Here is a 20,458-nt window from a genome sequence, read left to right on the forward strand (position 1 = left end):
CGACTCTGATTTAACCATTGCTTACTTTCCCGCGTGAACAGGTATTGTCATTGAAATATGACAAAGATTACTGGACGTCTTTATGCCGGGATATGCATAAATTTTTAATATGAGCAAGCTTATAAGACTGTCAAAAATCCAAATCCATTTACTATTTTGATGTGCAAATTACATGACGCAGACTGGCCATGCAAACGACCATCAGTAAAATTTTTTGACCCAAACATCACTGAAAGCTATATCTGGCGCTGACACCCAGCATCCGGTTGCGCCCCAATGCAGCTTCGTAGTAGCGCTTGTTGGCGTCCCCTACGATCACCGAGCCGACATAACTTTTATCGAACAGGTTATTGAGCCGGAAAAATTCACTGATCTGCCAGCCATGCCAGTTTTGTTTACTGGCAAGACGGATATTGGCGATGGCATAGCCAGGTGCTGGCAATTCCTTGTTACTGTCTTCGACATAGAGTTTGCTGCTGGCGATCAGCTCCATTCCAGTACTATAAGTGTCTGTCTTATCGTGCCAGCCCAGGTCCGCATACAGTGTTGCAGCAGGTACGCCCGGCAACCGGTTACCGCTTGTGGCATTGGCAAAAGCCTGTTGATAGATAGCACGCAGGCCCGTTGCTGCAATACGAGTACTCAAACCTGAGTCCCAATTGGCATCAAGCGCCAGCTCCAAACCCTGGCGCAGGGTTTGACTGGCATTGCGATAGCTGCTGCGGCCCCCTGCAGAAACATCCACCACAAGTTCATCTTTGGTACGTGTTTCAAAGATAGCTATGTTCAGGCGCGCTGTTTTGTTGAGCAAGAATTTCGCCCCGGCTTCAACCTGGGTATTTTGTGTCGCCAGCAATTTGAAATTGAAGCCATTGCCGTTACCTGAATAAAATAATTCATTCAGGGTAGGGCTTTCATAACCGCGGGCGGCGCTGGCATACAGGTTGACGTTGGGTCGTAATGCATACAATACGCCGGCAAATTGCGCATTATTGCTATAGTTGCGACTACCGCTGTCATCACCATTGCTGAGAAAATGATCGCGTACCCTGATGTCAAGATTACCGTGACGCAGTCCTGCACTGATGAGCCAGGAATCCAGAGACCACTCAGCTTGCAGGTAAGGGTCAAGATTGCTGACCAGGTCTTGCTCGTCCCGTCGCAAATTACCCTTCACGCCGTATTGTGTGCCGATGAAGTTTTCATAGCCCTGACGCTGGTCCGTGGAGCTTGCATAGTCCAGGCCAAGATGGGTACTGAGGCGGCCACCAGCCAGTGGAGTGATGTGCTGCCAGTCCAGGCCCAGGCCGTAAAATTGGCGGTCAAAATCAACTACGCCGCCAGAGTGACTGACTGGCAATTGCAGTGTTTTGGAAAATGCCTGGTACTGACTGACCTGGCGCGTGCCCCCATACATGTTCAGGCGCAGGTGATCGTCTTCAAGTCGTTGTTCAAACGCGATACTGAATTGCTGCTGCGCGATGCTTTTATGCGTGTTATAGCGCTCAGCAAAGCTGCGTTTGACTGGCTGGGTATCTGTGGGATCGATTTCTGCCGCCCTGGGATCATTGCGGAATGTTTGCCATTGCACGCCCAGCGGGTCCTGGCTGTCGGCCTGGTGCAGGTCGCTAAATATGAATGTCAGCTTGCTTTTTTCCCACGGTGCGAAAGTCAATTTGGCAAAGTTGGTGTTTCTTTTGGCGGCACTGTGTTCCCGATAACCGTCAGTCTGGAAACCTGAGCTGTCCAGTATATAGCCGAATCCCCCTGCTTGCCCCTGCGCCTGGATGTCCAGTTTGGTAACGCCGTCGCTGCCCTTGATAGCAGTGGCTTCAACGCTTGGACTGCCGTGACCATTTTTGGTGATCAGTTGGAGAACTCCGCCAGAATGATTGCCATACATGGCAGTCAGCGGCCCGCGTAATACTTCTATGCGTTCGGCGATGTCCAGATTAAAGCTTGCTGCCTGACCCTGACCATCCGGCATGGTTGCGGGAATGCCATCGCTAAGCAGACGCACGCCACGTACGCCAAAGGCAGAACGCGCGCCAAAGCCACGTGAAGAAATTTGCAAATCCTGAGCATAATTTTGCCGGTTCAATAAAACCAGTCCGGGCACGGCTGCCAATGCCTCGGAAAGATTGACACGCATTTGCGCTTCTGAAATACGCTGGCTATTGATGGCGTCAATGGCTGCCGGCATGTCAAAACTGCTGCTTTCTGCACGATTGCCACTGATAACTACTTGCTTCATGTCGTCTGCCAGAGCCTGGCTGGCATCGCTGCTCACAATAATAGCGGCAAGGCACCATTTGCGCCATTGGTATGCTCTGGTATCTTGATCGGCATTCGTATCAGTGACGGGGCAGTTAGTGACCATTATCTGGATAAACCTGGATTGCTGAGCAGCGTAGGGCAGACACGCGCAAGTATGCTTGTCACCTGTTCGATCTGTCGTTTTGTATGAAGTGCCATGTCAGGTTCGCTTTGCTTAAAACATTGATTGTCAGAAATGATAGCATTTTACTATGCTGTGTATCGGTTTGAAATCTGGATGCATTTTTATACCCAATGGTTCAAGGGCGAGATTGATGCGTCTGGCATTAAAAGTATGCATATACAAGCGGCATCAGCAGACCAGACAATGAGGTTTGCGGACAATGGTCGTAATGAAAATCGGTTATCGTGTCGCATAGTTAAACTTGTTCGATAGTTGTTTGATAGTTAGGCCGTCAACGGCACTGCCCTGGTCGGTGGCTTCATGCTGATATCAGTCGCTTACTGTTGGCGTTGATTGCATGTCAGTTATATGGGCGAAAGCAAGAAAGAATGACGAGCGACTTTTTGCTGCACGCAATAAGTTGGTATGAAATGGCGGCGGATTTTTAAATCGCGCCGTCAAAGCCTGGCATGTGCAAGGGGCTTGATGAATAAATTGGGAAAAATGTATATGGCATTTCAGCGGGTAACGACGAGCTTCAGTTCGGACAAAATCTCTCGCAACGGACGGCGTGGTCAAGGGCACAGGCAAATGCTGCTGAGCTTGATGCTACTGTTTTTCTTGCTATGGATTATTCTTCATTTGCTGTTTCCCAACCTGGCCTATCCGATCTACTGGCTGACCGCTCCGTTGCGCTATCTGGGGGTGTTTGTACACGAGATGGGACATGGCCTGGCCGCATTGATTAGTGGCGGTTCTTTTTACTGGTTCCAGATGAATATGGATGGTGGTGTTGCCGTTACTGGTGGTGGCGTGCAGGGGCTGGTCTTGCTCGGTGGCTTGTTGGGCCCTGCGTTGATGGGCTGCATATTGCTGATTGCATCTACCAGGGCAGAAAAATTATTGATCCCTTATCTGGCGTTATTGCTGTTGTTTTTCAGCGGGGCTTATTACATGCTGAAGCCCCTGCTGTTAAGCGGCAGGGAATATTCTTTGCTCCAGCAATGGCAGTTCAGCTATTTGCTGGCGCTGATCGTCCCTGTGAGCGCAGGTGCTTTGATTATTGCAATTCTGCGCCAGACAGACGCCTGGCAGCGCATGGTCTTGCAGGTTCTTGGCATCGTCATGTGCTATTCAGCATTTAGCGATAGCAGTTATATTTTCCAATATGCACCACTGCGCAATGGCATGTTTTCTGACGCACGTGTCTTTACTTCTTTATTTTTGCCAGGTGGTCCTGCAGATGTACCATGGCTCGCGTTTATCATCGTTGCAGCGCTGATTTGCGTGATGAACTTTGCCTTGCTGGGACTTGGTGCCGCCAGGGCGCTCAGCAAGCCAGGCTGACATGGTTTTCAGATCTTGCAAGTCTTAAACTTTGTCTGGTATCCAGTCAAAATAGCCTATCATCATTTCTTCAAAGGTTTGTTCACCGAAACGCACGGTGGCTTTGGGGTCAGGATTGGCCGGGTTGTTACTCGAATTGTCATACCATGCTGTCGCTGCGATACGCATGCCGGGTTCAACGTGAATGGCTTCTTTCAATTGGTAGGCAGATTGCCAGTTGAAATCGTATTTGGGTATGTCCAACAGTAATGTACGTTTACCTGTCAGATCCACCAGCTCCATTTTCCATGCCTTGCCGCGCAAGTGAGAATGCGGGATCAGTGCTGTCAGACTGCCAGCCTGCCGAAACAGATAACTGCTTTCCACCTGATGATTGGCAGCACCAGGCGGTATCACAAACATGCTGTTGAATGCAGATTCGCTTTTCACTTCATGCAGTTTGCCGCTGGCATTGCTAGCGTCTTCGGCAAATTGAAAGCCTATTTTTGTCTGGTCGATTTGTTCCGTACCGTTAGGTTGATAATGAATCTGGAATTTCAGCCAGGCACCCTTGGGGATTTTCTTCGCTGCACCTTCAGGGAAACTCATCAGTGGCGTGCCAGGCACGAGGGCGGCAAAGAATCCATCTATGCCACCGGCAGGACGCTTGACGCCAGGCCCTTCCAGAAATACCAGCACGTGGTGCACCACTTTTGGTGCAGATGGCCGTATTTCCATTGCAGTCACCCATTTGTCGCTGTCGAAATTGGTTTTTATATAGGTATATTTATAGGCGATAACGCCTTCTGCCGGTACTTTATAGGGTTCTGGCACTTGCAGGACGGCATCTGGTTTTGCCATGTCCCAGCCTGGCATATAGGTACGTGCAAGCGGGGCTTCGGCTGGATTACCTGCTGGCATGCCAGCTTTCAACCAGCCAGTCAGATCGGCCAGTTCCTGTTTTGACAGACTACGGTCATTGGCCCAGTGCCCGACTTTACTATCTGCTCCCCAAGGTGGCATCAGTCGGTTGCTGGTCATGTATTCGATAATGGTTTTACGCGCAGTGACTTGTTCGTAGCTTTGCAAGGGCATGGGAGCAACACCGCCATCGCGATGACACATTTCGCATTTTTGGGCAATCAGGCGGCTGATGCGGTTGTGGTAGGTCACTGGTCTGGCCAGGCCTGCTGCCTCATCATTGCTCGCCAGCAGACAACCGGTAGCGGGTGTGTTGTCGGTCACGATTTGTTGTCCCGCTGTCAGTTGTTGCAGGGCTTTGCGCAACCAGGGATGCGTGAGCGTGTCTTTGTGTACGCCAATAGCGTATTGATCATCGATAGCACCGCGATAACGCAAAGTGCCTTGGCTGTCTATCAAAAACACTTCAGATGTTGATGCAGCACGGAGTGCGCTGACCAAGCGTTTGTCTGTATCAAGAACCACACGTCCTTGCAAACCATAAGTGGCGATATTTTTACGTGCCTCGGCGGTGGAGTAGGGCGTTACGTCCACATAGATGAAGTTATATCCTTGCGCCGTGTATTCTTTTTCAAATTCTGCCAGCCGCGGCGCGTATCGTTGTGAAACCGGGCACTCTGCGTCGCGTATGACGACAATTGCGCCACGCGTGCCCGTCATTTGCCACAGGCTAGCTGTATGCCCGTCGATATCTTTGAAGGCAATGTCGGCAACGCGTTCACCGACACGGTGGCCAAATGAAAGCAGGCCTGTCGACTCAACTGCGCTGTTCTTTGTGGCGACGGGCTTTTCATTTGTTGTCGCGGAATGGGCGTTCAAGGCGATATTACAAAATACAGCCAGCATTAACAGGCGTGCTCTCAACTTCATTAGATTTCTTTCATCCAGGGGTTTTGCGATAGGGTAGTTGGTGCATGATCTTGCATATCAGTCATGCTTTTTGTCAAGCAATTTGAGAACTGGCTTCTGGCCATGTATGTGCATATGCCCGAAGCCGTCATTCACACAACCTGTCAATGATGAGCAATCATGTTTTTGGCAAAACAGGGGTCAGCAGCGTATTTACAAAAGCATCCACTTTGGCCATGATGCTTTCGTCGAAGCAATTGCAAGTGACCGCTGCTGCCAGGTTCTTGTCCGGTACGACTGCGGTGCTGGCGTAATAGGTCCGTTCAGTGCCATTGTGCAGGCTGACAGTGCCGAAATCGGGCAGATTGACGATATCCCAACCCATGCCATAATCATCAACAGGGGTATGCATCAATTGAAAAGTCGCCTTGCTCAGATAGGTGCTTTTTCCCTGAAGGCCGCGTAATTGCTCACGTAAAAACAGACCGTAATCGGCCATGGATAAATTCAGACCACCTGCGGCATTGATTAAATAAGCGTAACGCAGATCAGTGACCGGTGGTGTAACAATCCATTTGCCTGCTGCCAGAGTATGACCTGCATTATTGTTCACACCCTTATCATCGGGAAAACCGAAATAAGCTTTCATATTCAACGGCCCAAATACTTCTTTTTGCATCAGGTTTTCATAGCTGTCGCCACCTGCGGTTTCTGCCATCAGGCCAGCCAGTGCATAACCTATATTGGAATACACCATTTTACTGTTGGGTGTATATTCGGGCGCTTGCTTTAGCATCAGCATCGCCACTGTGCGGCGATCTGCCAGTATGTCACCTGTCAGTATAGGCAGGGCGTTTTCTATCGTCTCGTCAGCGATGTCACGTGACAAACCTGAACGGTGGCGTAACAGCTGTTCTACCGTCACATTCAGGTATTCAGGGCGTATCTGTGCACGCCACGTGGGAAACACTTCGGCTACGCTACTGTCCCAGCGTATTTTGTTTTGTTCAACCAGCCTCGCTATCAGGGTTGCCGTGACAGCTTTGGTCAATGAGCCCAGCTGAAAAAAATCCGTATTCAGTACCGTTTTATTGGTATTGATTTCCCTGTTCCCGGTGACGACCGCTTCTACTTTGTCCTGGTTAACGATGGTAACCGAAATCGCAGGAAAACCGTTGCTGCTGCGAAAACGCTCCACTTCAGCACGCAAGGTGTCACCCGTCAGGATGCTGGCTACAGGTTGAGTAACGACGGCAGGTGTTGTTGCTATGGGTGAATCAGATTTGCCGCCACAAGCTGCCAGCAGGGCACACAGGCTGACACTTAGCATCAAAAATTTTAATTGCATATTCATCTCACTCTTTTGCATTTGCACATATGCCGTCAGCATCTTCAGTGGTGAAGAAATACGGCCCGATTTGGCATGTGACCCAACAGAATCTCCATGGCGGGCGCAGTATCACAATTTCTATTTAAACAGACCATGATTTCGTGCAGAGTACAGATTTCCAAATCTTCTGGTACTGCCTGACTAGACTTGATTTTTGATTTCTTTTGTATGTCATCGCGGTGTCATGCGCCTGTATCGTTTAAGTAGAAAAGCAGCGTGCAACTGACCGCTGGATGATCTCGGTGCGCTAAGGCATCAAAACTGGGGTAATGCATTTCTACAAGAATTATGCACAAAGAAGTGTTAGTTCCACTCGGCAGTTTTGCAAGCTATGGAGGAAGCTGCCACAACATTTTGGAGAAAACTTGTGCTGTGTTCCGCATGCAGCAGTACAGGCAACAGTATTTAGATGCTTGCAAAATACACCACTATCATTGACACTGTAAAAAATTGAACTGGATTGTTTTCAAGAACCTAGTTTTTCTTAATGAAAAATCAGATATTTAAAACAGTATGTTTTGTTCACGCATACAGGTGCACTATGACAAAAAAATGGATCATCAGTTTTTGGCTAATTGCCTGCTTTATCAGTCTAAGCAGTGTGGGCAATGGTCTGCACGCCGCAGAGTTTCCAGCGCAGGCGATACCTGATCCTTTAAAAAGTTGGGTGCCCTGGGTGCTGGATGAAGTGCCGGACGCTGTTTGCCCGCAAGTACAAGACAAAAATAATGCGAATCAGTGTGTGTGGCCAGGCGTACTTGATCTGAAGGTCAATACCAAGGGAGCGGTATTTACGCAAGAGTTCACTACCTATCGTGATACCTGGATAGGCTTGCCTGGCAATAGTCAGCAGTGGCCACAGGACGTGATACTGGATGGCAAACCTGTAGCCGTGATCGGGCGGGAAGAAGTACCTGTACTGAAAATGCCCAAGGGCTCACATAAAATAAGTGGCCGCTTTGCCTGGAACGGGGTGCCAGAATCTTTACAATTGCCACAAAACGCCGCTTTAATCAAACTGGAACTGAATGGTCAAAACCTCGGTCTGCCTGTTCGTGACGAAAGCAACCAGCTCTGGTTGCAGCGTAAGGCAGATGCAGATAGTGCCGAGCAGGCGCAACAGGTGCATGTCTTCCGAAAAGTGAATGATGGTGTACCTATTACTGTAGAAACCCGTATCCGGCTCGAAGTATCAGGCAAGGGGCGGGAGATTGTTATCGGTAATGTCTTGTTGCCAGAAATGATCGCGCTGGAATTGCAGTCTCCTTTGCCGGCCGTGCTTAAGCAGGATGGTAGTCTGGCAGTGCAGGCGCGTGCTGGTAGTTGGGATCTGCGTTTTGTCGCGCGCCATCCCGGGTCAGTAAAAAGCCTGACTTTAGGTAAGGCCGCAGGCTTGACGACAGATGAAGAGGTCTGGGTATTTCAGGCGCAAGCTTTGATACGAACAGCAGCCATAGAAGGACCATCGCCAGTTGATCCACAGCAGACTTCATTGCCTGCTGAATGGCGCAACCTGCCTGCGTATCTCATGCATGCAGACAGCAGTTTCTCTTTCAAGGAAATTCGTCGTGGCGACAGTGATCCCTCACCAGATAAATTATCTTTAAAGCGCCGCTTGTGGCTGGGATTTGACGGCAATACCTTGACCATGAATGATCAGATACAGGGTGATATCAGCCGCGCGACACGTCTTGCCATGGATGGTCTGGCGCAACTGGGGCGTGTAGGTATCGATGGCCAGGATCAATTGATTACCCGTGGCAATGACAAGCTCGCCGGTGTTGAGGTCAAGCGTGGATCGCTTAATCTGAATGCAGACAGTTTGATAGACAAGCCGGTAAGGCAGATTTCCGCAGTTGGCTGGAAGCTGGATTTTGACAAGGTATCCATGGAACTGATCTTGCCCGCAGGCTGGCGTTTGCTCTATGCCAGCGGCGTCGACCGTGCGGACGGTGCCTGGTTGTCGCGCTGGAATCTGCTCGATTTCTTCATCGTGCTGGTGATTGCACTGGCAACTGGCCAGCTATGGGGCGTCAAATGGGGCGTGCTGGCGTTGTTTGCGCTGACACTGTCCTATCAGGAACCTGGTGCACCGCGGTATGCCTGGCTGCTTTTGCTGGCCTTGCTTGCCATCGTCAGAGTCTTGCCGCAAGGCCGATTTTTAATATGGGTGAAACGCTTGCAGCAAGTGAGTTTGCTGGCGCTGATCTTGATGAGCCTGGCCTTCGCTACGGCCCAGGTACGTTCGGCTTTATACCCTGTTCTGGAACAGGATGCATATTGGAGTTTTAATGAAAATCTGCCCCTTGCACCTGCCATAAATAGAGCACCGGAAGAGCCTGTGGCAGCAGACGCAGAATCTGTACCACCTCCACCGCCCCCGCCACCGCTTTTATCTCCAGTGCCTGTCACCAGGGCCGTGGAGTCACCAATTTTGGAAGAGGCAAAACCGCTAGCAAAAATCGCTGGTGGCTCGAGCATATTAAGTAATGCCCGATACAAATCTGCAGCAGGAAGTCGTGCCACCAATTTCCAAAGCCTTGATCCTGATGCCAAAGTGCAGACCGGCCCTGGTCTGCCTGGCTGGCAATGGCGTACTTATCCCCTGATATTCGACGGCCCGGTAAGGCAGGATCAACAACTTGATTTATGGTTATTGCCACCATGGGCAAACAAACTCCTCGTGTTGTTGCGCTTGCTGTCACTTGGCTTGTTGCTGGCCTGTGTTGCCGGATATGCAGCAAAAAAAACCATTCACAACGATACTGAAAACCCTGGTGATCAGGATGGTGGTCGCAAGACCAGACGCTGGCGCATCTTTGCCAGAAACCTGACAGCAATGGTTTTGCTGGCGCTGACATCGTATGCCAGCATGCATAGTAACGACGCTTACGCCCAGCTGCCTACAAATGAGCAATTGGAAGAGCTGAAGCAAAAACTGACACGCCCCGCAGATTGCTTGCCTGTCTGCGCAGAAGTTTCACGACTGATGCTGCAAATCAGTGGGAACACCGTGCGGCTGGGAGTGGACATTGACGCCGCAATTGACACTGCTTTGCCGCTGCCGGGTGGAGTCAAATACTGGCTGCCGCATGAAGCCCGTATGGATGGCAAGATCGCCTATGTGCATCGTGATGACAGCGGTGTTTTATGGTTGCTCGCGCCCGCCGGACGTCACCGTCTGGAGTTGACCGGTGACTTGATGCAAAACGATACGCTGCAATTGCCACTGCCGCGTAAACCCAGGTATGTAGATATTCATGCAGATGCCTGGGATGTGGCTGGGCTTTCAGAAGAGTCGGGTGCTGCCGATACCTTGCAACTGACCCGAAAAATCAAGGCAGGCAGCAAAACGGATGCGCCATTGTTACCCGCATTTTTGCAAGTGGAACGGCGGCTGATACTGGACAGGGAATGGCGCGTGACCACGACGGTCTCACGGCTTTCTCCTATGGGTACGCCTGCCCTGGCAGAAATTCCCTTGCTGCCAGGCGAGGCAGTCACTACCGCCGGCATGATCGTCAAGGATGGCAAGCTATTGGTGAATCTGGGGCCGCAGGTGCAGCAAGTGGAGTGGGTTTCCAATCTGCCGCAAAGCCCGCAAATCAGCCTGGTGGCCAGTCAGCAAAATAACTGGATTGAAAGCTGGATTATCGTTGCTTCAGGCATCTGGCATGTCAGCGCGACAGGTTTGCCACCCATTTTCAGCAATGAAGGTGCAGATCTGGCTTTCGCACCCTGGCCTGGCGAGACCCTGAAACTCAGCATAGAGCGTCCGCAAGCCATACCCGGACAGACGCTGACAATAGATCTGTCACGCCTGACCGTCAGCCCTGGTACCCGCGCAAGTGATTATCATCTGAAGCTGCGCTTGCGCAGTAGCCGTGGGGGTGATCATGCACTGATTTTGCCTGAAGGTGCAGTATTGCAAAGCGTCAGTATCAATCAGCAAGTCAGACCCATACGTGCCAACGGCAGGCGGCTGGTCTTGCCGGTCGTACCTGGCACGCAAGAGGTCGATGTCAATTGGCGCCTTGATCAGGGCATGACTTCCAGCTATACGACTGCCGCCGTCAATTTGCAAGTGCCCAGCGTGAACAATTGGCTGGATTTAAAAATGCCGCATGACAGATGGTTGCTAATGGCCAGTGGCCCGGGCTTGGGGCCGGCAATTTTATTCTGGGGCAAACTGATCGTCTTGCTGGCAGTAGCGTTATTGCTCGGGCGCTATAGTGGTTTAGCGGTGCATACCAGTCAGTGGTTATTGCTGGCGCTGGGTTTAACCCAGGTGGAGTGGTGGGGCGCAGCCCTGGTGGTCGCCTGGTTTTATGCATTTGCCAGACGCGCCCGTTCAGAAAATAGTTCACCCAGATGGCTGTTCAATTTGCGTCAACTGGGCCTGTTTGCATTGACACTGGCTTTGCTGGGCGTGTTGTTGAGCGCGGTGGAAGGCGGCTTGCTGGGGCGGCCAGATATGCAGGTGACGGGCAATAATTCCAGCTATGAAAACCTGCTTTGGTACGTGGACAGGGCTGGTGCCGAGCTGCACAATGCATGGGTGTTTTCTTTGCCCATACTGGTTTACCGTGGCCTGATGCTGCTATGGGCTTTATGGCTGGCCTGGTCATTATTGGCATGGCTGAAGTGGGGATGGCAGGCTTTTGCCAGCGATGGTCTGTGGCGACAAAAGCAAAGTGCGCCGAAAGTTGAAGCGTCGGCACCAGAAGTCGGGGTTAGTGCAGGAAATGTAAAAACCTAAACTCGCTGCACTTCATCAGAAGTTTCTTGAATTTAAAAAACATATGGTGCAATCAAATATGCGACATCCAGTGAATGCTTGCCATGCCAGAAAACCTGATTTTGCAACTGGCAGCATTTTGCGATGCTTTTGTTTAAATTTGTCAGTCCTCGTCAGTCTGGGTGCTAACGTCAGTGAGGTGATAGCGGGCAATCTTGCCCTGCCAGCCCGGCATATGGTGACAGGTTCCTTGAACATGGAACACGTGACTGCTCTGGATGCCGCATTGAAAGCAAATCCCAATTTAAAAGAAATAGAATTGGTAGATGTGCCTGGTGCCAGCAAAATCGCACCAGATGTTGCCTATCAATTTCAATTACGCATCAATCAACACCAGATGAATACTTTTGCGCGAGGGTTTTGTGCTTCTACCTGCGCCTACATTTTTTTAATGGGACATGAGCGTACCATGTTGCCTGCCAAAAATGGAGAAGAAACCCTGTTGCTGCTGCATTCCATACACTCCGGTATTGATGGATCGTTTCAACGAATCTATAACGACGACCTGATCTCGATAGTGCATCAGCGTAGTCAAGGCAAGCTGCCCTTGGATTTGCTGAATAAAATGTATGAAACTTCTGACAGAACCGGTGGCATTTTTATCTACCGTAAGCCCATCAGTACAGGGGAGCATGTTTTTTTCCAGGCGCAATATGGTGCCAGGCGCATCAAGATCAGCGATGCGACACCAGCAGATTTAGGAATCAATGTTGATGAATGAATACACTCAAATAAAAAAGTACGTGACAGATACCATGTTTCGATGTCTGGCAGGTATCAGTCTGGCTGTTATTGTTGGAAATTTAAACGGTTTGGCGATGGCGCAAACTCCAATGCAAACGGATGGTGGCCACATTACTGCATCTGACGCAACTGCCATCCAGCTTTTTCGGGTGGCAGGGAAAATCGACAAAGCCATGTTGGAAAGATTCGATAATGCGATCAAAACCAATCGCGCAATTTCAGGACTCGAATTCGATAATGTGATGGATTCGCGAGAGATCGATCTGGATGCTGTCATGGGTTTGCATGACAGGATCAAGCAATATCATCTTTCAACCGCAGCGCGTGGTTTGTGTATAGGTTCATGTGCTTTATTGTTCATGACTGGTTATACACGCACTATCTTACCTTCTGCACGGACCGGAACGACCAGAGTGGGCTTGCGCCCGCTTGTCAATCAATATAATGAATTTATGACCGAGCAGACTAACGAGTTGATAACCGAGATAATCAAACGCAGCGATGGAAAAATCACCCTGGAATTTATGGAAAAAATATATCGTGTGCGTGACGAGATTGCCAGCCTGATGATACAGTATCACACAGGAAAAAATGATATTCAAGTCATCTTTCTTGAGCGTGGTGGAGAGAAATTGCAGCCGGTAGAGCCATCAACTGCCGAAGGCTTGGGTTTGAAGATAGGAACATAATTTCCCTGTACAGATGGTGATGTCAGGCTTTTCATTTTCACGTTTATATTCTGATGTTTATAATTTGAACCTTACACTACACTATCCTTTACTGTAGGCTGGGCTACAGCATGACAGCGCCAGCCATTTATTTGAAACCAGATTTTCTCTCCAGACCGGATTGCTTGTTTGATCAGCTGAAAAATGAAGTAAGCTGGGACGAGAGAATACGTTCTAGAAAAACGGCTAGTTTCGGCGTTGCCTATGATTATTCCCAAATATCATACGCACCGACAGTGATGCCAGATTTTTTGCAGATTATCTGTACAGCGGTGGAATGTGAATTGGAGTTCCTGCCCAATAACTGCCTGCTTAATTTTTATCCTGACGGTAATTCTTCGATGGGGTTTCATTCCGATTCGCTTGAAAAACTGGCGAGCGGGACTGGCGTGGCAATTATTTCGCTGGGTAGCGTGCGCCATATCGCTTATCAGAAAAAGACAGACAGAAATGTGGAATTTCTTTATCCACTTCCGGCAGGTAGTTTGCTATATATGTCTGACGCTATCCAGGAATCCTGGTTGCATGCGATTCCGAAAGGGGACGATGGTGAACGTATCAGTTTGACGTTCAGGAAAATTGATACTTAGAGGCTGCTGCGAAATTACCTGATGTTGTTGCGTCGCATTGCACTTTAATTTCGCAATAGCTTATTGTCATCATATTCAAGCCGCTCGGGTATTGCCGCCTCTGGATTTTTAGCCGTGTAACCGGCATTTTTGAGGTTGCAGCAAAACCCGTTCTGTAACCTGATTGGGTACACCCCTGGTTTTCATGAATTCCAGTGCGCAAAGCGTGCCCACCGTGCTTTGTAAATGCAGGCCGGTATTGACATGCTCGGCAGTATGGAAATCTGTGCGCTGATGAATATGGGAATGGTCTCGATTAGCGTGAGTACTGATCATGCCGGACTCCTTTTTCGAACAATATGACTGCAGCTGGTATGAACGAGCATTGACTATATGGCATTGTTGTGGATGCAGATTGCTGGCTTCTGATCACATCAATCATCGTATTCTAGCCTGCATTCCGGCTTACTGTCTTGACCGTATTTGTAACGACTTGCATTGGAAAGGTATTCTGGCGCTCATAAAGAGAAAGGAAAATTTCCTTTCTCTTTATGTATGATTCCCTATGTTGAGACGCATATTGAGCAGTAATACAAGATGTGGCTTACAACGCAGTCCTCAAAGCAAATAATTCCGGGAACAAAACTACATCCAGCATTTTGCGCAGGTAGCTGACACCCGCTGTGCCGCCTGTGCCGGTTTTGAAGCCGATGATGCGTTCCACCGTTGTCACGTGGCGGAAACGCCAGATACGGAAGGCAGTTTCCATGTCTACCAATTTCTCTGCGAGTTCATATAGAGACCAGTGTTGTTCCGGTGTCTGGTAGACTTTGAGCCAGGCCGCCTTGACGGATTCGTTGGCAACAATACCTTGTGACCAGTCAGCCTGCAGGCGAGTTGCATCAATTGCAAAACCCTGGCGGGCCATCAGCATGATGGCTTCATCATAAATGGATGGAGTGCGCAGTGCCGCATCCAGTGTCGCGTGATTTTCTGGCTTGCTTTCATGCACTGCCATCAGCGAGGCATTTTTATTGCCGAGCAGGTATTCCAGTTCGCGGTATTGATGTGATTGAAAACCGGAGGAGGCGCCAAGATAGGGGCGTATCGCTGTGTATTCGCTGGGCGTCATGGTGGATAATACGTCCCATGCGTGCACCAGTTGATCCATGATGCGCGCCACGCGTGACAACATCTTGAAAGCGGGTGGCAAGTTATTCTCGCGGATATTCTGGCGTACGGCATGCAGTTCATGCAACATTAGTTTGATCCACAATTCACTGGTCTGATGCTGGATGATGAACAACATTTCATTATGGTTGGGGGAACGTGGATGCTGGGCCGTCAGAATCTGATCCAAACCCAGGTAGTCGCCATAGCTCATGGACTCACTAAAATCCATCTGCGCGCCATGCCAGGACATGGGGCATTTGCCAGCTTGTTCGTTGTCGCTCATGATGTTTCCTTAAAATTTAAAAATGAGGACCTTCGCCCACAGAATAGGGAGAGCAGATTTTCTTTTTGAATTTTCTCTGTGTTCTGCCATGTCTCCACGCCTCTGTGTCAAGAAGTCTTCAGATTGATCAAGTCACCGCGTTACGCTGTGCATTGGTGTCATAGTCTTTGCTGTCGAGTATATCGCGCAGACCTTCTGCTGCATCCCAGACATCGACATAACGTGTATAGAGCGGTGTGAAACCGAAGCGCATGATGGCAGGTTCGCGGTAGTCGCCGATGATGCCGCGCTGTATCAATGCCTGTATCACCGCATACGCATGTGGATGCTTGAAGCTGGCCTGGCTGCCACGTTGCTGATGCTGGCGTGGAGTGACCAGTTCCAGCGGATGCGTGGCGCAGCGGCTTTCCACCAGTTGTATGAACAGGTCAGTCAGTGCCAGTGATTTTTTGCGTATGGCTTGCATATCGGTCTTGCCAAAAGTGTCAAGGCCGCAGGCGACCATCGCCAGCGAGGCAATAGGTTGTGTGCCGCACAAGGCGCGGCGTATGCCGGGCGTGGGTGTAAAGCCCGGGCTCATGGCAAATGGGCTGGCGTGTCCCCACCAGCCTGACAGGGGGTGGTGAAATGCCTGCTGATGGCGTACTGGCACCCAGATAAAGGCAGGTGATCCGGGGCCGCCGTTCAGATATTTATAGGTGCAACCCACGGCGAAGTCAGCATTTGCTGCATTCAGGTCCATGGGCAGGGCACCGGCTGAATGGGCAAGATCCCATAACATCAGCGCGCCGTGCTGATGGGCGAGGGCGGTGACTGTTGTCATATCATGCAGGTAACCAGTACGGTAGTTAACATGCGTGAGCATGACCAGTGCCGTGCCGTCATTGATGACTTGCGGCAGTTCTTCAGGTGTGTCGATCAGCACGATCTGATAACCGCGGTCCAGCCAGCGCGTAATGCCCTCCGCCATGTAGATATCAGTGGGGAAGTTGCTGCGTTCAGTAATGATGGTTTTGCGCTTGCTGTCGACTGATTGCATCTGTAATGCAGCCGCGATTGCCTTGAACAGATTGACTGAGGTGGTGTCTGTCACCACGACCTCATTGGTATCAGCGCCTATCAGTGGGGCAAGCTGGTTGCCCAGGGTGGATGGCAAGTCAAACCAGCCGGCGGTGTTCCAACTCTTGATGAGGTCAGTACCCCATTCTTGGGTGATGACTTCCTGCGCCCTTTGCAGGGCGGCTTTTGGTCGCGCGCCAAGTGAGTTACCGTCAAGGTAAATCACGCCCGCAGGCAAATCAAAGTCTTCGCGCAGCGGGGCAAGTGTATCTTGTTGGTCGAGTTTTTCGCAGTCGTTGCGGGTCATCGTGTTTATTTGTGTCATTACGGCAGGCTCCTCAATATGGCGCGCACCGGGCTGGCATCCAGTCCGGCAAGTTTCAGTGGCAGGCAAATCAATTCATAATCTCCGGCGGCAACATCGTCCAGCACAATGCCTTCCAAAATCGCCATCTGGTGTGCCTTGACACACAGATGCGCATCCAGGGTTTTTGATTCTTGCGGGTCCAGTGACGGGCTGTCTATGCCGATCAGGCGCACGCCATGTTTTGCCAGCAGTGCTATGGTTGTTGCAGCAACGCTGGGGAAATCGCTATCCCATTGCGCTTGCGGTGCGCTCAGGTAAGTCCGAAACAGGACACGGGGCGGCAATTGGTGCAAGTAAGCCGATACGTGTTCCGGCATGACCTGGGCTACGCCCAGACAGTGAATGACGCGGCAACTGCCTATATAAGTGTCGATTGCCACTTCATCTATGCTCTTGCCGTCAACGTCATAATGTGAAGGCGCATCGCAGTGTGCCCCGGTGTGGGTGGACATGCTGATCTTGCTGACCTTGACCGGGCAACCATCGGCAATTTGCCAGGTGGTTTCGGCAGTGTAGGCACTATCACCTGGCCAGACTGGAATGCCAGGCTGTATGGGCGGGGTGATATCCCAGATTGTTGGTGCGTCGGCAGACATGATAACTCCTGTAAAAACATGCAGAGATTTTATGCCGGATTGCCTGAATAATTCTTGCAAAGTGCAGCGTAAAAAATAGCTTTTATAGAATATACTGCGAATTATTTGTTAAATATTGATGGATTTGGTCAATATGGCTTTGTGCAACGAAAAAATGCATCAGAAAAGGGACTTTGCATGCAATTAGATGCCACTGATTTAAAAATTCTTACGCAATTACAGTCCGATGGCCGTATCAGCAACCAGGAACTGGCCGACAAGGTTTTCTTGTCGCCTTCGTCCTGTCTGCGCCGGGTGCGCATGCTCGAAGATGCGGGCATCATTCATCATTATTGTGCGGTGATTGATGCCGCTGCGGTGGGGTTGGAAGTGGATGCTTTTGTGCAGGTCACCATGCGTCGCGATGTAGAGCAATGGCATGAAAACTTCTCTCAGGCGCTGCAACAATGGCCGGAAGTTGTCGGGTCTTACATCATTACGGGTGATGCCAATTACCTGTTACGTGTACGTGCGCGTAACCTCAAGCATTATTCTGCCTTTGTGCTGGAACGCCTTTATAAAACGACAGGTGTACTCGATATACGCTCAAACATCGTCTTGCAGACTTTAAAAGACACGCAGCAAATCGCCAGCGAATTGATGGTGACGGGTGTTTGATAACGCATTGGATAACGTTAATATTTTGACTGTTCAATAACAGGGCTTAACAACAACGCTCAACAATAAAACTTAACATCAAGACCATGATTTCTTTCGACATAGCCAATTACCGTTATAACCTGCGTGCGGCGGCAATCATTTTAAATGGTGACGATGTCTTGCTGCATAAAATAGAAGGTGACCCGTTCTGGTGCGTACCCGGTGGGCGGGTTGACGCCGGCGAGGCTGCTGCCATGACGATCGTCCGTGAAATGCAAGAAGAACTGGCTGAGACAGTGACTTGCGGGCGTTTGCTGTGGACGGTAGAAAATTTCTTCACTTATCGCGAAACGCGACACCATGAATTGGGCCTGTATTTTCTCACGCACTTGTCAGAAGGATCGCGATTGCTGACACAGGCTGGGCCGTATGTGGGAATCGAAGGTGATTTGAAATTGACCTTTGCCTGGTTTAAACGGTCAGAGTTACAACAGCTTGATATTCGCCCCTCGTTTCTGGCAAAAGCGCTGGCATCGTCAGAATTGACGATGCAGCATGTAGTACACCATGAAAAATAAGAGCACCCAGATAACTGGTATTCACTCCCTGTGTGTACTGAATGAATACCTTTACGTCGAGTTATTGTAGTCAGAAAATACAGGAGGAATGATGTTCATCGTCTGGGGTAAGAAACACGTGTATAGAAAACTTGGCTATGTCGCTGATTTTTGCCCGATTTGCCGCAAGCCACGTGCCTTTGAATTGAAGCGCATAGGCCTGGCCGGTCATGTGTATTACATCACTGCCGGTGAGGGCGAACTGGTTGGGCATGAGCGCACGTGCTAGAAATGCGCAACTATCCTCAATGCCAATCCTGCCAATTATGTCTCGGTGTCAAAAAAAGCGCTGCCCGTCACTGAACTCATCAAAGCAACATTCCCGGATATTCGCGATGTTCATAGCGACCGTCTGGAACTGGAAGAAAAAGTGCTAAAGACCCCGGCATTGCTGACAGCCGAAGAGCGAGATGCCCTGATCAAAAGCCCTTTCTATATCTTGTCACCATTGGTGGAAAGGCGTTTTGCATCTACTCATCTCGATATGGAGATCGGTATTGCCATCGTTGCGGCGGTTTTGCTCATGATCATGGGGCCAGCCATCGTTGGCAAATTTGCCCCCGACGAAATGTCACTGGCAGTCCTGGTTTGCATGGGTATCGGCGCCTTGCTGGTGATCTGGCAGCTTATTACCGCAGGCCGACGTTATATACAGCGCCAGGTTGCGCCTATATTGGGGATAACCCTGAAACCTTTGCAACCGAACGAGAAAGAATTGGCTGCGGTTTTGGCTGAACTGAAGCAACTCAAGCATAAAATGGCGACAAAGTTGAAGGTTGCTGACGTTAAAAAATATTTATAAAAACTTTAACCTGGCCAAAGGCGAAAAAACAGCAATAATGGCTAAGGTTTTGAAAAGTAGCGAAAGAGCCGGGCAATCTTTGCCGCAATCCATGGATCCTATTTCTGATTTATTCGCATGACAGCCCACTCCACAATTTGTCGTTCTCTGAAATTCGCACTGTTGTTCAGTCTGCTGTGCGGCAGTTCATCGCTTTGGGCTGCTGCCAGCTGTCAACCCGGCAAAATCATCGTGCAGGTACTGGGTTCCGGTGGGCCAGAACTGAATGACCAGCGTGCGTCGACCAGTTATCTGGTCTGGGTCGATAAAAAAGCACGTCTGCTGATTGATTTTGGCAGCGGGGCGGCATTGAATTATGAAAAATCCGGCGCTGACCCGGTTGATCTGGATGCTGTCTTGTTTTCGCATTTTCATGTTGATCACACGGCAGATTTTCCCGCGCTGATCAAGGGTTTGCCATTTGCCGGTTACGATAAAGAACTGCGTGTGTTTGGCCCAGCCAGACGTGGCGTATTTCCGGGGGTGAAAGAATTTGTCCACGCCTTGTTCAATCGCGAAACCGGTGCCTATGCTTATCTGGCTGATTATGCCGATCCAGATGTCGGTAGCCAGTTCAAGATGGAAACTGAAGAAGTCGCGCCTAAAGACAAGGAAATCAAGCGCTATGCAATAGATGATAGCCTGGCAGTAAGCGCGATTTCAGTCTTGCATGGCCCTGTGCCGGCGCTGGCCTGGCGTGTGGAAAGTCAGGGATGTGCCATTACATTCAGCGGCGATACCAGCAATAGCGACCAGTCGCTGGATTTGCTGGCACAGGGCAGTGATGTATTGATTGCCCACAATGCGGCCCGTGAAAATGACCCCGACAATGTGGCTCGCCTGTTGCACATGATGCCGACCGAAATAGGCCGCATTGCCAGCGCTGCAAAAGTCGGCAAACTGGTGTTGTCACACCGTATGAAGCGTACCCTGGGTCACGAAATGGAAAGCACCGCCGCCATACGCAAGAATTATGCGGGCATCATCCTGTTCGCCAATGATTTGCAGAAAGTTTTGGCGGGCGGGAAATGAAAATTTTCCATCCTCAGCAGATAATT

17 protein-coding genes are annotated in these 20,458 nt (G+C 50.1%); 10 read left to right on the forward strand and 7 right to left on the reverse strand.

Features of this window, described 5'->3' with window-relative positions:
* Nucleotides 1–226 precede the first annotated feature (226 nt).
* The gene (locus tag ACO0LH_RS17080; protein WP_422942328.1) at nt 227–2,254 is read right to left on the reverse strand and encodes a TonB-dependent receptor family protein; all 2,028 of its coding nucleotides are present in this window, start codon (nt 2,252–2,254) and stop codon (nt 227–229) included.
* A 792-nt stretch (nt 2,255–3,046) separates the two neighbouring features.
* Here ACO0LH_RS17080 and ACO0LH_RS17085 point away from each other — a divergent pair.
* Nucleotides 3,047–3,787 carry a M50 family metallopeptidase gene (locus ACO0LH_RS17085; RefSeq protein ID WP_422942329.1) on the forward strand — a complete coding sequence of 247 codons (741 nt, stop codon included), beginning with the start codon at nt 3,047–3,049 and terminating at the stop codon, nt 3,785–3,787.
* Nucleotides 3,788–3,811: 24 nt separating this feature from the next.
* On the opposite strand, the gene ACO0LH_RS17090 is transcribed toward ACO0LH_RS17085, so the two are convergent.
* Together ACO0LH_RS17090 and ACO0LH_RS17095 are read right to left on the reverse strand one after the other, a co-directional pair.
* Entirely contained in the window at nt 3,812–5,617 is a 1,806-nt protein-coding gene (locus tag ACO0LH_RS17090) for a redoxin domain-containing protein (protein ID WP_422942330.1), read from the reverse strand.
* A gap of 157 nt (nt 5,618–5,774) precedes the next feature.
* Complete coding sequence (locus ACO0LH_RS17095; protein ID WP_422942331.1) at nt 5,775–6,944, reverse strand: serine hydrolase domain-containing protein; 1,170 nt, start codon at nt 6,942–6,944, stop codon at nt 5,775–5,777.
* 583 nt (nt 6,945–7,527) lie between these two features.
* Between ACO0LH_RS17095 and ACO0LH_RS17100 the strand changes: the two genes are divergently transcribed.
* The 4 genes from ACO0LH_RS17100 (at nt 7,528) to ACO0LH_RS17115 (ending at nt 13,846) form a co-directional block, all read left to right on the forward strand.
* Complete coding sequence (locus tag ACO0LH_RS17100) at nt 7,528–11,745, forward strand: hypothetical protein (RefSeq protein ID WP_422942332.1); 4,218 nt, start codon at nt 7,528–7,530, stop codon at nt 11,743–11,745.
* Nucleotides 11,746–11,884: 139 nt separating this feature from the next.
* Complete coding sequence (locus ACO0LH_RS17105; RefSeq protein ID WP_422942333.1) at nt 11,885–12,505, forward strand: hypothetical protein; 621 nt, start codon at nt 11,885–11,887, stop codon at nt 12,503–12,505.
* On the forward strand, nt 12,498–13,217 hold the full coding sequence (locus ACO0LH_RS17110) for a hypothetical protein (RefSeq protein ID WP_422942334.1): 720 nt from the start codon (nt 12,498–12,500) through the stop codon (nt 13,215–13,217). The genes ACO0LH_RS17105 and ACO0LH_RS17110 overlap by 8 nt, the downstream gene beginning before the upstream one ends.
* A 110-nt stretch (nt 13,218–13,327) precedes the next feature.
* Entirely contained in the window at nt 13,328–13,846 is a 519-nt protein-coding gene (locus tag ACO0LH_RS17115) for an alpha-ketoglutarate-dependent dioxygenase AlkB (RefSeq protein ID WP_422942335.1), read from the forward strand.
* A 108-nt stretch (nt 13,847–13,954) separates the two neighbouring features.
* On the opposite strand, the gene ACO0LH_RS17120 is transcribed toward ACO0LH_RS17115, so the two are convergent.
* The 4 genes from ACO0LH_RS17120 to kynB form a co-directional block, all read right to left on the reverse strand.
* Nucleotides 13,955–14,161, reverse strand: coding sequence for a hypothetical protein (locus ACO0LH_RS17120; protein ID WP_422942336.1), 207 nt, complete (start codon nt 14,159–14,161; stop codon nt 13,955–13,957).
* 268 nt (nt 14,162–14,429) lie between these two features.
* Nucleotides 14,430–15,281, reverse strand: a complete 852-nt coding sequence (kynA, locus tag ACO0LH_RS17125; RefSeq protein WP_422942337.1) for a tryptophan 2,3-dioxygenase — start codon at nt 15,279–15,281, stop codon at nt 14,430–14,432.
* Between the two features lie 127 nt (nt 15,282–15,408).
* Entirely contained in the window at nt 15,409–16,665 is a 1,257-nt protein-coding gene (gene kynU, locus ACO0LH_RS17130) for a kynureninase (RefSeq protein WP_422942338.1), read from the reverse strand.
* Nucleotides 16,665–17,303 (reverse strand): arylformamidase, encoded by a 639-nt coding sequence (gene kynB / locus ACO0LH_RS17135; RefSeq protein WP_422942339.1) that lies wholly within the window; start codon nt 17,301–17,303, stop codon nt 16,665–16,667. Before kynB ends, kynU begins: the two co-directional genes overlap by 1 nt.
* A gap of 177 nt (nt 17,304–17,480) precedes the next feature.
* Here kynB and ACO0LH_RS17140 point away from each other — a divergent pair, with 177 nt between their 5' ends.
* The 5 genes from ACO0LH_RS17140 (at nt 17,481) to ACO0LH_RS17160 (ending at nt 20,432) form a co-directional block, all read left to right on the forward strand.
* Nucleotides 17,481–17,960, forward strand: coding sequence for an Lrp/AsnC family transcriptional regulator (locus ACO0LH_RS17140; RefSeq protein WP_422942340.1), 480 nt, complete (start codon nt 17,481–17,483; stop codon nt 17,958–17,960).
* Between the two features lie 86 nt (nt 17,961–18,046).
* A complete protein-coding gene (locus ACO0LH_RS17145; RefSeq protein WP_422942341.1) occupies nt 18,047–18,520 on the forward strand; it encodes an NUDIX hydrolase in 474 nt (157 codons plus the stop codon).
* 91 nt (nt 18,521–18,611) lie between these two features.
* Nucleotides 18,612–18,788 (forward strand): hypothetical protein, encoded by a 177-nt coding sequence (locus ACO0LH_RS17150; RefSeq protein WP_422942342.1) that lies wholly within the window; start codon nt 18,612–18,614, stop codon nt 18,786–18,788.
* A 45-nt stretch (nt 18,789–18,833) separates the two neighbouring features.
* Nucleotides 18,834–19,361, forward strand: coding sequence for a hypothetical protein (locus tag ACO0LH_RS17155; RefSeq protein WP_422942343.1), 528 nt, complete (start codon nt 18,834–18,836; stop codon nt 19,359–19,361).
* 117 nt (nt 19,362–19,478) lie between these two features.
* Nucleotides 19,479–20,432 carry an MBL fold metallo-hydrolase gene (locus ACO0LH_RS17160; RefSeq protein WP_422942344.1) on the forward strand — a complete coding sequence of 318 codons (954 nt, stop codon included), beginning with the start codon at nt 19,479–19,481 and terminating at the stop codon, nt 20,430–20,432.
* Nucleotides 20,433–20,458: the final 26 nt, after the last annotated feature.

This window comes from Undibacterium sp. TJN19 (assembly GCF_049339485.1).
Taxonomy (GTDB): Bacteria; Pseudomonadota; Gammaproteobacteria; order Burkholderiales; family Burkholderiaceae_D; genus Undibacterium.